The following is a 12,188-nucleotide window of genomic DNA, read 5'->3' as shown; positions in this document are numbered from 1 at the left end:
CGGCTGCGCGCCGGACCGCTGCGCGCCGGGTCGCGGCGCGCCGGCCTACTCGTCGCGGAGCTTGGCGTAGATCTCTTTGCAGGTGGGGCAGACCGGGAACTTCTCCGGGTCGCGTCCCGGCGTCCACATCTTGCCGCAGAGAGCCTTCACCGGCTTGCCGGTGATCGCCGACTCGAGGATCTGCTCCTTCTTCACGTAGTGCGAGAAGCGCTCGTGGTCGCCCGGCTCGACGTTCTGGAGGAGCTCCTCGAGCTCGCGGTCCAGCGTCGCCGCGCCGCCGCCCGAGGGCAGGCCGCCTGGTTCGGAGATGCTCGCCTCGTTCATCGTTCCAGTCTAGACGCGCGCTTCAGCCGTTGCGCGTGGCGAAGGCCATCAGCTCCGGACCACGGCGGTCGAACAGCCGGGCGCCCGCCCACAGTCCCGCGAAGAGCGAGCCGAAGCCGATGACGACGGCGACGACGGGGGCGATCCCGAGCCAGAACGGGCTGACGGTCAGCCCCAGCACCAGGAACACGATCACGGGCGACGCCAGGATCAGGATGGCGAAGAAGCTGAGCGACTGGACGAGGGCCGCCGACGCACCGGACGTCTGCGGCTGGGTGAACGCGCTGTCCCCCGGCTTCGTCGCCGGGTAGGGGAACAGCACCGACGAGATCGACGAGAGGCCGAGGCCGATCACCAGGATCGCGCCGCTGAGCGCCGCGACCGTCGGCAGGATCGCCCAGTCGCCGTAGGCGATCGCCGTCGCGATCGAGCCGACGGCGATGACCGGGATGCCGACCACGACGGGCGGGAACAGGCGCCCCACGCGGTCCGCGATGCCCTTGGTCCCGGAGACGACGTGCAACCAGATGGCGGTGCCGTCGAACGCGATGTCGTTGTGGACGCTCCATCCGAGGAACAGGCACACGAGCGGGAGCGGCACGAGCGAGACGTAGTGAGCCGGCAGGCCGGCGAGCAGGAGCGCGACGAGCACGAACACCGGGATGACGGGGATCATCACCAGCGACACCCAGTAGCGCGGGTCGCGTCCCCAGTACGTCATCGACCGGGCGGCGATGGCGGCGGTCGGGCCGCCGTTCAGCCGACCGAACCAGCCGGTGCCGTGGTACGACTTCACCCGGGACTGGCGCGGCGGGCTCACCAGGACGGTCCGGACCAGCAGGTCCCAGACCAGCCAGAGCGCACCGACCGTGGCCGCGGCCACGAGCAGCTGCAGCAGCGCGGTGCCCCAGTCCCCGGCCGCGGCGGCTCCCGGTGCGCCCCAGACGGCGCCGAGCGGCGTCCAGGCGAGCCACGAGGCGGTGTTCGAGAGCGCGGCGAGTCCGTCACGACCCCAGTCGACGGTCACGAGCAGCAGGATCGCGGGCGCCAGCAGGACGAGCAGCAGGGCGGCGATGACACCGCTCGCCTCCCGGGAGCGGCGCGTCGCGAGCAGGAAGGAGGCGAGCGCGGTCGAGACGCGCGACGCCAGGACGCAGGTGAGCACGACGAGAGCCGCGCAGACGACGGCCATCAGCGTCGTCCCCGGGTCACGCGACCAGGTGACCACCGTGGCCGCGCTGCAGATGATCAGGACGAACGACGGGATGCCGATCAGCCCCGCCAGCAGGAGCCCGGTCGACAGCACCCGGTTCGGGATGCCGAACAGCGCGAACTTGCGGGGATCGAGCGAGTCGTCCACGCCGAACATCAGCGGGAGCAGGAGGAAGCCGACCACCACGATCGCGCCCAGGACCACGAGAACGTCGCGCACCGCGCCCACATCGGGCACCAGCCGCGCCGCGATCAGTGCGCCGACCGCGAGCACGGTGATGACGCCGCCGTAGACGACGCCGAGCACCAGTCCGAACACCTGCCATGGGCTCCGCCGGAAGGCGTTGACCATCAGCCGGAGCTTCAGTCCGAGAAACTGTGCAACCACTCCATGCCCTCCGCTGCCTTGCGTCCCCCGGCGAGGTCGACGAACCGCTCCTCGAGGGTCTGCTCGCCGCGCACCTCGTCGATGGTCCCGGATGCGAGGACCTGGCCGCGCACGATGATCGCGACGCTGTCGCAGACGCGCTGGATCATGTCCATGCCGTGGCTGGAGAGCACGACCGTGCCTCCCGCGGCGGTGTAGCGCTGGAGGATGTCCACCACGTTCGCCGCGGAGACGGGATCGACGGATTCGAAGGGCTCGTCGAGCACCAGGAGCCGCGGCGAGTGGATCATCGCGGCGGCCAGCGCGATCTTCTTGGTCATTCCGGCCGAGTAGTCCGTCACGAGGCGGTCGAGCGCGTCCTCGATGCCGAAGGCGGCGGCGAGGTCGGTCGAGCGCGCGCGCACCGTCTTCGCGCTGAGACCGCGCAACGTGCCCGCGTACTGCAGGAACTGGGCGCCCGTGAGGCGGTCGAACAGTCGCAGCCGATCGGGGAGCACGCCGATCACGTGCTTGGCGCGCACGGGCTCCGCCCAGGCGTCGACGCCGTGCACGACGACCGAGCCCGCGTCGGGGCGCAGGAGGCCGGTGATCATCGAGAGGGTCGTGGTCTTGCCTGCGCCGTTCGGTCCGACGATGCCGTAGAAGGAGCCCTCGCGGACGTCGAGGCTGACGTCGTCGACGGCCACCGTGTCGCCGAAGCGCTTGCGCAGACCCGCGACGGCCAGCACCGTGGGGCGCGGGTCCGGCGCGGGCTCGCTCTTCGGCGCGCTCGCGGCCGAGGTGCGCGGCTTCGCGGCCGTGCTCCGCTTGCGCGGCGCCCGCGTGCTCGTGCCCGTGGCGGCCGCGGCGGTCTTCGCCGGCGTGCGCCTGGTCGTGGACCGCGGCTTCGCCGGGGCGTCGGCCCCGTCCGTGCTGCTCTCCGTCATCCCGTCCCCCGTGTCCCCCTGGTCGCTCATGCGCTCGACGGGGACGACCGCGCCCTCGACGGGCTCGGCGTCGTCCTGTCGCGCACGCTCGAAACTCACTCCGCTAACGTACCAAGACGCTCGGCCCTCGGGACCCCTCTGGGCGATTCCGGCGCGGCCGGGCACCTCTGAAACACCTGTGAGGTACATAACGACCCCACAACGACATCCGTCAACCCCTGCCCCCGGAAAGGGGCCGTCGGTATTCTGGTCGAGGCATGAAGGGGTGTCGATACGCGTAAGCGCGGATGAACCCTGGGTGAAAGCGTCCCAGTCCCGGCGAACGGCTACGAGGCCGCATCGCCCGCCCGTGCTGATTCCAAGGAGATGATTGTGACGACCCAGGTAGTGATCCTCGCGGCCGGTATGGGCAGCCGACTCGGCCGCAGCCTTCCGAAGCCGCTGACCGAGCTGAACGACGGCCGCACCATCATGCAGCAGCAGTTCGACAACATCCACGCCGCCTTCGGCAAGGACGCCAAGGTCACGATCGTCGTCGGCTACAAGCTCGAGCACATCATCGAGGCGTTCCCCGACGCCGAGTTCGTCTACAACGAGCAGTACGACCAGACGAACACCTCCAAGAGCCTCATGCGCGCCCTGCAGGCCTCGGCCCCGGGCGGCGTGCTCTGGATGAACGGCGACGTCGTCTTCGACCCGGCCGTCCTCGTCCGCGGCGCGGCGATGGTGAACCGCGACCAGACCTTCGTGACCGTCAACACCTCGTCGGTCGCCGACGAGGAGGTCAAGTACACGACCGGTCCCGAGGGCTACATCAACGAGCTCTCCAAGACCGTCAAGGGCGGGCTCGGCGAGGCCGTCGGCATCAACTACATCTCGAGCACCGACAAGGCCGCCCTGCTGCGCCAGCTGCAGCGCGTCGCCGACCAGGACTACTTCGAGCGCGGCATCGAGCTCGCGATCGAGCAGGACCGCCTGCTGGTCGAGCCGGTCGACATCTCCGACCTGTACGCCGTCGAGGTCGACTTCCAGGAGGACCTCGAGCGCGCGAATCTTTTCGTGTAGTCGTCGCTGCGTGAACGTCTCACGCAGCTTCGATCAATACGATGGGTACTCGTGACCAGTTCTTCGCTTGAGGTGCGCCCTGCGCAGCGGACGCGCTTCACGCGCTACCGGCACTCGCTCTGGCTGCTGACGAAGCGCGATCTGCGCGTCCGCTACTCGACCAGCGCCCTCGGCTACCTGTGGTCGATCCTGGATCCGCTCGTGATGAGCGGCATCTACTGGTTCGTCTTCACGGTCGTCTTCCATCGCGGCGTCGGCGAGGAGCCGTACATCGTGTTCCTGCTGACGGCCCTGCTGCCGTGGATGTGGTTCAACGGCGCCGTCTCGGACAGCACGCGGGCGTTCCTGCGCGAGGCGAAGCTGATCCGCTCGACGATGATCCCGCGCACCATCTGGGTCAACCGGATCGTCGCGTCGAAGGGCATCGAGTTCCTGTTGTCGCTGCCGGTGCTCGCCGTGTTCGCGATCGCCACCGGGGCGAAGGTCAACGTCGACATCCTGCTGTTCCCGCTCGCGGTCGTCATCCAGACGATCCTCACCGTGGGCATCGGGCTCCTGATCGCGCCCCTCGTCGTGCTGTTCCGCGACCTGGAGCGCGTGGTCAAGCTCGGGCTCCGGTTCCTGTTCTACGCGTCCCCCATCATCTACAGCGCCCGCGACCTGCCGGGCGGCTGCGGCGGCGCGACCGTCGCGGCCAAGCACTGCGCGGCCTACGTGGCCTCGCATCCCGGCGCCCAGGCGGACACCCTGTTCTCGGTGCACTTCTGGTCCGCGTTCAATCCACTGACGGGCATCTTCAGCCTGTACCGCGCCACGTTCTTCGCCCAGGAGCTGGACTGGTTCCTCGTCGGGGTGAGCGCCGGGATGTCGCTGCTGATCCTGCTCGTCGGCTGGCTCGTGTTCAAGCGCTTCGAGCGCGATGTGCTGAAGGAGATCTGAGTGGCCGCCGTCATCGATGTCCGTGGTCTCGGCGTGCGGTTCCGCCGCAACCGCGGTGCGCGCCGGTCGTTCAAGGACCTCTTCGCGTCGCGCGAGCGCCGCACCCGCCCGGACGACTTCTGGCCGCTGCGCGATGTGTCGTTCCAGGTCGAGTCCGGAGAGGCCATCGGCGTGGTGGGCCGCAACGGTCAGGGCAAGTCCACCCTCCTGAAGCTGGTGGCCGGCGTGCTGCTGCCCGACGAGGGCTCGGTGCGCGTCCACGAGGGCGTCGCTCCCCTCATCGAGATCACCGGCGGGTTCGTGGACGACCTCACCGTTCGCGACAACGTGTACCTCACCGCGGGGCTGCACGGCATGACGCGGGCGCAGATCGACGCGCGGTTCGGCGAGATCATCGACTTCGCCGAGATCGGCGACTTCGTCGACACCCCGTACAAGCACCTGTCCAGCGGGATGAAGGTCCGCATCGCGTTCTCCGTGATCTCGCAGCTCGAAGAGCCCATGCTCCTCGTCGACGAGGTGCTGGCCGTCGGCGACCGCGGCTTCCGGGAGAAGTGCTACCGGCGGATCGACGAGCTCCTCGCCGGGGGCCGGACGCTCTTCTTCGTCTCCCACAACGAGAAGGACCTCCGCCGGTTCTGCGCCAGGGGGCTCTACCTGGACAAGGGCCGGCTCGTGCTGGACGGGCCGATCTCGGACGTCCTCGACCTTTACAACCAGGACTACGGAAGCTGACGAATTCCCCGATCAGGGCGCTTTTCCAGGGAGGCATGAAACCCTCCACAGAAAGAATTCCGTCGAGTTATCCCCCGATGTGGCTTATCTGCCCGATTCGGGGCCGGGAGCGTCGGACGGGGTGGCTAACGTCGGCGGCATGAGAAACCTTCGCAGCCCTCGTCCCGCCCTTCGTCTCCGCCGGTTCGCCTATCGGGTTCCGTGGCGCGTCGACCGCAGCACGGCCCCGCACTACCGGATCGTCAACACGAGCCGGGAGGTGCTCAACGGCGTCAGCGTCAGCGTCGCCGGGAGCTCCCGGCTCCAGGTCAGCGCGCCCGCCTCCGTCCGCCCGGGCGAGGCGGTCCGGGCGAGCCTGTCCGGCCGCGACCCGGCGCGCGACACGCTCCTCGTCGTCCGCTGGTTCCCGCCCGACGGCCGGGAGTACCTCTGGCAGATCGCGTTCTGATGCGCTCGCGCGGCGCGGTGGCGGCGGGGCCGCTTCCGTGCCGCGCGGAGTGCGCCTGCTCAGCCGGTGGCGCGATCCCGGGCCCGGATGAAGTCGGCGGCGGTGAGGACCCCGAGCTCGTCCGGCAGGTGCTCGGCGGTGATGCCGTCCGTCAGGGTGGCAAGTTCCTGGCCGAGCACGCTCGCGATGCGGAGGACGGTGAGGAAGCTGGGATTGGCCGTGCCGCGCTCGATCTTGCCGAAGTTGGTGACGTGCATCTGGGCGAGCTCGGCAACGGCCTCCTGGCTGAGGCCGAGCTCCAGCCGTGCTCTACGGATCCGTTCTCCGAAGATGCGTGCGGCCGGCGAGAGTGGTTCGATCATCCACCTATTACTAATCACGCGGCGGCCGGCGGGCCAGAGCACGAGCGCCTCCCGCGCACCGGCCTCAGGATGTAAGTGCATAAAACACAAGTATTGACAAGGGGTGCGAACGCTCCAGGTCCAACGCCTACACTCGGTACCGATGGCCAAGAAGCAGCAACCGTACGTGTCCGTGACCGGCGGCCCCCCGCGCGGCGGTGACACGCCGCGCCTCGTCGACGCCACCCTCGACCGCTTCCTGGGCATCCAGCGCCCGGCCGTCGTGGCGCACCTCCGCACCCTGCGCCGCCGCCATCCCGACGCGACAGGACCGGAGCTGGCCGCGATCCTCGAGCGACGGTATCTGGCCGCCGTGACCACGGGAGGCGCGGCCGTCGGTGCGACCGCCGTGATCCCCGCCATCGGAACCGGCATCACCCTCGCCCTCTCCGGCCTCGAGACGGCCGGATTCCTGGAGGCCACCGCCCTCTACGCGCAGTCGCTCAGCGAGCTCCACGGGATCGCGGTCTACGACCCTCAGCGCGCGCGGGCGCTCGTGCTCACCATGATGCTCGGCCGCGAGGGTTCGGACCTGGTCCGTCAGCTCGCCGGGCAGGTGGGCGGCGCGAGCGTGACGCGCACGGCGTACTGGGGCGAGCTCGTCACGTCGACGCTGCCGTCGATGGTCGTCGGGCCGCTGGTCGATCGGCTCAAGAGCGTCTTCCTGCGGCAGTTCGCCGTCCGCGGCGGCGCCGGGATGCTCGCGCGCGCCATCCCGTTCGGCGTGGGTGCCGTCATCGGCGGCGCCGGCAACAACATCCTGGGGCGCCGGGTCGTGCAGAACTCGCGGCTCGCCTTCGGCGCCGCGCCCCTCGTCGTTCCCGACGCGCTGCAGCCGACGGACGGTCCGGGGGCCACTCTGCGCCTGGGGCGCGCCACCGGTGCCCGGGTCATGCGCGTCGGCACCGTCGTCCGCGGTGCGCTCCCCCGCCGACGCGGCGCGAAAGACGGCCAGCCGTCGCGACCGGAGCTCGAAGCCGCCGACGGGGTGGATCGACCGGACACGCCCTGACCGGCGCTCAGACGATCGGCGGCCGCCCGGCGAGCGTCATGCGCCACACGGTGCGCCAGCGGATCGGGCGCCGCTCCCCGGGATCCGTGCGCCACCCTTCCCACCAGCCCGCGAACCACGCGCGGAGCACGGCGGGTTTGCGGAACCAGCGCAGCAGCTGGATGCCCGTCCACGACCCCACGTAGAACGGCACGAGGACGGCGGGGAGGTTCCTGCGCGCCAGCCAGACACGGTTGCGCGCGTTGAGGCGGTAGTAGTAGGCGTGACGCGTGGGCGACACGGAGGGGTGCTCGGCGAGCAGGTCGCCGGCGTACCAGACGCGGCGGTCCTGATCCCACACCTTCCAGGCGAGATCGATGCCCTCGTGGGCGTAGAAGAACGGATCCGCCCATCCCCCCGCGCGCTCGAACACCGCGCGGGGCAGCACGATCGCGGCCTCGAGCACCGAGAACACGTTGCTCGACGACGCGGGGTCGCCCTTGCGGATGCGCGGGATCCACCGGCGCGGCGACTCCCCTCCCTCGGGGTCGGCGAGCCGGGGCTGCAGCATCCCGATCGACGGATCGTCGGTGAGCTTCCGGATCGCGTCGGCGAGGAAGTGCGGCGAGGGGATGCTGGCGTCGTCGTCGAGGAAGAACAGCCACTCCCCCTCGACCAGCGGCACCCCCTTGTTGCGGCCGGCCGGGATGCCGAGGTTCTCGGGCAGAGCGAGCGTCGCGACCCCGGCGGGCAGAGCCGGGTCGGCGCCGGCCGGGTCCCAGCCGTTGCCGACCACGACGATGTCGGTGCGGACGCCCTGCTGCGCCGCGACCGAGTCGAGCCCGTTCCGGAGCTCGACGGGCCGGGTGCCCTGAGTGAGCACCACGACGCCGACCGTGGGCAGCTCAGCCACGGACGCGCCGGGAGGCCATGATCGCCACGAAGTGCCCGACGACCGCGAGGAGCGCGAGCGGCACGAGCACGGAGAGGAGGATGCGGTCGGCGAGCACGGAGCCGATGAAGAGTCCGACGATGGCGAAGACGAAGATCATGATCGTCAGCTCGACGGAGTGGTACAGGCGGTGGAACGGCAGGAACCGCGCGGCGCGGCGCAGCCGGGCGATCACGCCGTTGGTCGGCGCGTAGGCGGCCTGCGTGTCCGCGAGCTTCGGCAGCCCGGCGTTGGCACGCGCGACGCGCACCATGTCGTTCAGGGCCTTGTTGAGCACGATGAGGAGGGCGAGCAGCGTGCCGAGGTTCGTCCAGAGGAAGTCCTGCGGCGCCTCGAACGGGAAGCCCGCCGCCCGGACGCCGAGGGCGATCGCGATGAGGGTCTCGGTCGTGTAATGGCCGACGTTGTCGAGGAAGATCCCGGCCGGCGACGAGGTCTTGCGCCAGCGCGCGACCTCCCCGTCGCAGCAGTCGACCAGCATCTGCAGCTGCCCGAGGATGAGAGCGAGGGCGGCTCCGCCGATCCCGGGGATCAGCAGGCTCGCGGCCGTGGCCCAGCCCGTGAGGATCATCAGCCCGGTCACGCCGTTGGCGGAGATCGACGTCTTGAGCAGGATCCACGTGAGGTACGGGGACAGATTGCGCAGGTACAGCGACGCCGTCCAGTGCTCGGCGTTGCGTCGGCCGCGGACCTCCGGCGGCTGCGCGACGGCTTTCAGCTCGGCGATCGAGGCCGGCCGCGTGGTCCGCGCCCCGCTTCCCTGTGCTGACATGCCTACCTTCCCGTGTGGGCCGTGATGTTGCGCGTGAGGGAGAGGTATCCGAGAACGAATCCGATCCCCCAGCAGAAATGGATGCACGGCAAGACTACGAGAAACCAGAGGAACGGGCGAAAACCGTCGCGCCTCCCCCAGAGCAGCGCCGAGACGACGTCGATCAGCACGTAGAAGACCGGGGCGGCGAATCCCCAGAGCAGCCACGGGGTGGCGCCCAGCACCGCCTGGACGATGCCGGCGATCCCGAGCAGGGTGCCGATGGCGACGCCGAGCACCATGACCGGCGGTGCGAAGTAGCGCAGACCGTTCGAGGCCGGGTAGCGGCGGGCGAGCTCGCCCCGCCAGATGCCGGTCGAGAAGAACTGCCGCCCGAGCCGGTAGAGATTGGGGCGCGGACGGTAGGTGACCGTGAGCCGCGGCGTGAACCAGACGGTGCCGCCGGCGGCGCGGATCCGGCGGTTGAGCTCCCAGTCCTGGCCGCGCTTGATCTCCTCGTCGAACAGGCCGACCTCCAGGAGGCGGTCGCGGCGGAACACGCCGAGGTAGACCGTCTCGGCCGGGCCGGCGTCACCGCCGACGTGGAGCTTCGTGCCGCCGAGACCGACCCTGCTGCCGTAGGCGCGGGCGACCGCGCGCTCGAAATCGGTGGTGCCCTGGGCGTCCATCAGGCCGCCGACGTTGTCGGCGCCGGTCTCGAGGATCGTCTCGACCGCGATGCGGGTGTAGTCGGACGGCAGCACGCTGTGCGCGTCGACGCGGACGACGATCGGGTAGCGGGACTCCCGGATGGCGAGGTTCAGCCCGGCTGGCGTGGAACCCACGACGTTGTCGACGATCCGGATGCGGGAGTCGACGGCGGCGAGCTCCGCCACCAGCTCCGTGGTGCCGTCGATGCTCGGGCCCAGGGCGACGGTGACCTCGATCGGGCCGGCGTAGTCCTGGTCGAGCAGGCTGTCGACCGCGGCGCGCACGTGCGTCGCCTCGTTCAGCACGGGCATCACATACGAGACACCGGGAAGGGTGTTCGGGGTGTCGTCCGGCATGTGTTCCATTCGTCTTTCGGGTCCGCCCGAGCCTACCAGCCGGTGGCTGGACGCCCCCGGCACGCGACGGAAGGCCGCCCCGTGCGAGCACGGGACGGCCTTCAGGTCCGCGGGGCGGGTCAGTTGGTGCTGAGCGTTCCCAGAGTGACCGTGGCGGTCTTGGTCTGGCCGTCGCGGGTGTACGTGACCGGAGCCGAGTCGCCGCCGGCGAGGGCGCGCACCTGGGCGGTGAGGTCCGTCGCGTCGGTGATCGGCACGCCGTTGAAGTTGACGACGACGTCGCCGGCCTTGAGGCCCGCGTTCGCCGCGGCGCCGCCGGAGGTGACGTCCTTGATCAGCGCGCCGACCGTGGTCGCCTTGGTGTCGGAGCTCGCGTCGGCGACGGAGGCGCCGAGCAGGCCGTGCGAGGCCGTGCCGTTCTTGATCAGCTCGTCGGAGACGCGCTTGGCCAGGTTGGCCGGGATCGCGAAGCCGACGCCGATGCTGCCGGACTGGCCGCTGGAGTCGCTGCTGCTGCCGCTCGCGCTGGCGATCGCCACGTTGACGCCGATCAGCTCGCCCTTGCTGTTGAGCAGTGCGCCGCCGGAGTTGCCGGGGTTGATCGACGCGTCGGTCTGGATGACCGGAAGCGAGATCGTGCCCTGCGTGGTGGTCTGCTGCTGCGAGCCGCTGCTGCCGCCCTGACCCGGGAAGTCGAAGTTGAACGGGTTCTGCGAGCTGCCGTTGCCGTCCGACGATCCGTCGCTCGACTTGGGCGCCGCCGACGAGGCGATGCTGATGCTGCGGTTGAGCGCGCTGACGATTCCGTCGGTGACGGTGCCGGAGAGGCCGAGCGGGGCGCCGATCGCGACGGCGGTGTCGCCGACGTTGAGCTTGCTCGAGTCGGCGAACGTCATCGGCGTCATCCCGGAGGCCCCGTCGAGCTTGATCACCGCGAGGTCGGTCGTCGGGTCGGTGCCCACGATCTTCGCCGAGTAGATCTTGCCGTCGTTGTCCGTGACGCTGATGGACACGTCGGAGGCGGCGCCGTCCAGGGTGACCACGTGGGTGTTCGTCAGGATGTAGCCGTCCGAGGTGAGGACGATGCCGGATCCGGTGCCGCCCTCGCTCGAGGCCGTGACCGAGATCGTGACGACGCTCGGCGACGCCTTGGCGGCGACCGCGGTGACGGTCGTCGCGTTGTTGGCGTCGTTCACGGTGATGTTCTGCGGGCCGGACACGGTCTTGATCGTCGCGTTGTTGGACGTGGCCGCGGAGTAGATGCCCACGCCGGCGCCGGCGCCGGCGAGGCCGCCCACGAGGGCGCCGATCGCCAGGGTGGCGATGATCAGGCCGGTGTTGCGCTTCTTGGCCGGGCGGTCGGCCGTCGCTGCGCCCGGGGTGCCGGGGGTCGGCGGGACCGGCGTGCCGGGCGCGGCGGCATAGGTGTGCTGGTGCGGGTGCGGCGCGTAGGGACCGGCCGGTGCGGCACCGGCGTAGGCCGGCTGGCCGAACGACCCGTTGCCGTAGTCGGGGTGCTGCGCGGTCGGCTGCTGCGCGGTCGGCTGCTGTGCCGTCGGCTGCTGCGAGCCGTAGGGCTGCTGCGGGGCGAGCGGCTGCGTGGGCTGGGTGTGCTGCGCGGCCGGAGCGGTCTGCTCGGCGGCGGGTGCGGTCCACCCGGCCGGTGCGGCGGGCGCCGCGGCCGCCGGAGCGGCGGGCTGCTCGACGAGCGGGGCCGGGGTCTCGACCGCGGGAGCGGCCGGAGCCGCCGGGGTCTCGGCGGACGGGGCGGTGGGCGCGGCCTCGGTCGAGGCGGTGTCCGCGGTCGCAGCGTCGGTGGAGGCGGTGCTGCCAGCATCCACGACCGCGTCGGTGTCGGCGTCGTGCTGGGCCTTCGCGGGCTCCGGGGTGATCGGGGTGTCGGTCATGGTGTTGCTCCTTCCAAGCAGGAACAGCTTGGGACGCGAACCTGGGTGTTCTATTTGCGCCCCCTGTGGGCTGCCTTCCGCC

At 70.6% G+C, this 12,188-nt stretch carries 13 protein-coding genes; 5 read left to right on the top strand and 8 right to left on the bottom strand.

Annotated features, from left to right (window positions below; genetic code table 11):
* Nucleotides 1-45: 45 nt before the first annotated feature.
* From BGO91_RS13790 to BGO91_RS13780, 3 genes are read right to left on the bottom strand one after another with little or no spacing between them, the layout of a single operon-like run.
* Entirely contained in the window at nucleotides 46-324 is a 279-nt protein-coding gene (locus BGO91_RS13790) for a DUF3039 domain-containing protein (RefSeq protein WP_021764578.1), read from the bottom strand.
* A 22-nt stretch (nucleotides 325-346) separates the two neighbouring features.
* The gene (locus BGO91_RS13785; protein ID WP_290473309.1) at nucleotides 347-1,924 is read right to left on the bottom strand and encodes a hypothetical protein; all 1,578 of its coding nucleotides are present in this window, start codon (nucleotides 1,922-1,924) and stop codon (nucleotides 347-349) included.
* Nucleotides 1,900-2,850 (bottom strand): ABC transporter ATP-binding protein, encoded by a 951-nt coding sequence (locus tag BGO91_RS13780; RefSeq protein ID WP_290473367.1) that lies wholly within the window; start codon nucleotides 2,848-2,850, stop codon nucleotides 1,900-1,902. The genes BGO91_RS13785 and BGO91_RS13780 overlap by 25 nt, the downstream gene beginning before the upstream one ends.
* Before the next feature lie 372 nt (nucleotides 2,851-3,222).
* Between BGO91_RS13780 and BGO91_RS13775 the strand changes: the two genes are divergently transcribed.
* The 4 genes from BGO91_RS13775 (at nucleotide 3,223) to BGO91_RS13760 (ending at nucleotide 6,037) form a co-directional block, all read left to right on the top strand.
* Entirely contained in the window at nucleotides 3,223-3,915 is a 693-nt protein-coding gene (locus BGO91_RS13775; protein WP_039922356.1) for a phosphocholine cytidylyltransferase family protein, read from the top strand.
* A gap of 51 nt (nucleotides 3,916-3,966) precedes the next feature.
* Nucleotides 3,967-4,854: an ABC transporter permease gene (locus BGO91_RS13770; RefSeq protein ID WP_290473308.1), complete on the top strand. Its 888-nt coding sequence runs from the start codon at nucleotides 3,967-3,969 to the stop codon at nucleotides 4,852-4,854.
* Nucleotides 4,855-5,589: an ABC transporter ATP-binding protein gene (locus tag BGO91_RS13765; protein ID WP_290473307.1), complete on the top strand. Its 735-nt coding sequence runs from the start codon at nucleotides 4,855-4,857 to the stop codon at nucleotides 5,587-5,589.
* A gap of 139 nt (nucleotides 5,590-5,728) precedes the next feature.
* Nucleotides 5,729-6,037 carry a hypothetical protein gene (locus BGO91_RS13760; RefSeq protein ID WP_290473306.1) on the top strand — a complete coding sequence of 103 codons (309 nt, stop codon included), beginning with the start codon at nucleotides 5,729-5,731 and terminating at the stop codon, nucleotides 6,035-6,037.
* A gap of 59 nt (nucleotides 6,038-6,096) precedes the next feature.
* On the opposite strand, the gene BGO91_RS13755 is transcribed toward BGO91_RS13760, so the two are convergent.
* Nucleotides 6,097-6,399: a helix-turn-helix transcriptional regulator gene (locus BGO91_RS13755; RefSeq protein ID WP_290473305.1), complete on the bottom strand. Its 303-nt coding sequence runs from the start codon at nucleotides 6,397-6,399 to the stop codon at nucleotides 6,097-6,099.
* Between the two features lie 142 nt (nucleotides 6,400-6,541).
* Here BGO91_RS13755 and BGO91_RS13750 point away from each other — a divergent pair, with 142 nt between their 5' ends.
* On the top strand, nucleotides 6,542-7,450 hold the full coding sequence (locus BGO91_RS13750) for a hypothetical protein (protein ID WP_290473304.1): 909 nt from the start codon (nucleotides 6,542-6,544) through the stop codon (nucleotides 7,448-7,450).
* Nucleotides 7,451-7,457: 7 nt separating this feature from the next.
* Here BGO91_RS13750 and BGO91_RS13745 read toward each other — a convergent pair whose 3' ends face one another.
* The 4 genes from BGO91_RS13745 to BGO91_RS13730 form a co-directional block, all read right to left on the bottom strand.
* Entirely contained in the window at nucleotides 7,458-8,342 is an 885-nt protein-coding gene (locus BGO91_RS13745) for a glycosyltransferase (protein ID WP_290473303.1), read from the bottom strand.
* Nucleotides 8,335-9,153, bottom strand: coding sequence for a CDP-alcohol phosphatidyltransferase family protein (locus BGO91_RS13740; RefSeq protein WP_290473302.1), 819 nt, complete (start codon nucleotides 9,151-9,153; stop codon nucleotides 8,335-8,337). The genes BGO91_RS13745 and BGO91_RS13740 overlap by 8 nt, the downstream gene beginning before the upstream one ends.
* A gap of 2 nt (nucleotides 9,154-9,155) precedes the next feature.
* Nucleotides 9,156-10,199: a glycosyltransferase family 2 protein gene (locus BGO91_RS13735; RefSeq protein ID WP_290473301.1), complete on the bottom strand. Its 1,044-nt coding sequence runs from the start codon at nucleotides 10,197-10,199 to the stop codon at nucleotides 9,156-9,158.
* A 119-nt stretch (nucleotides 10,200-10,318) separates the two neighbouring features.
* Nucleotides 10,319-12,106 (bottom strand): trypsin-like peptidase domain-containing protein, encoded by a 1,788-nt coding sequence (locus tag BGO91_RS13730; RefSeq protein ID WP_290473300.1) that lies wholly within the window; start codon nucleotides 12,104-12,106, stop codon nucleotides 10,319-10,321.
* Between the last annotated feature and the right edge of the window lie 82 nt (nucleotides 12,107-12,188).

The organism is Leifsonia sp. 71-9 (assembly GCF_001898805.1).
In the GTDB taxonomy this organism is placed as follows: Bacteria; Actinomycetota; Actinomycetes; order Actinomycetales; family Microbacteriaceae; genus Leifsonia.
Note: the sequence above shows the minus strand (reverse complement) of the source record. Positions and strands in the feature narration are given on the sequence as shown.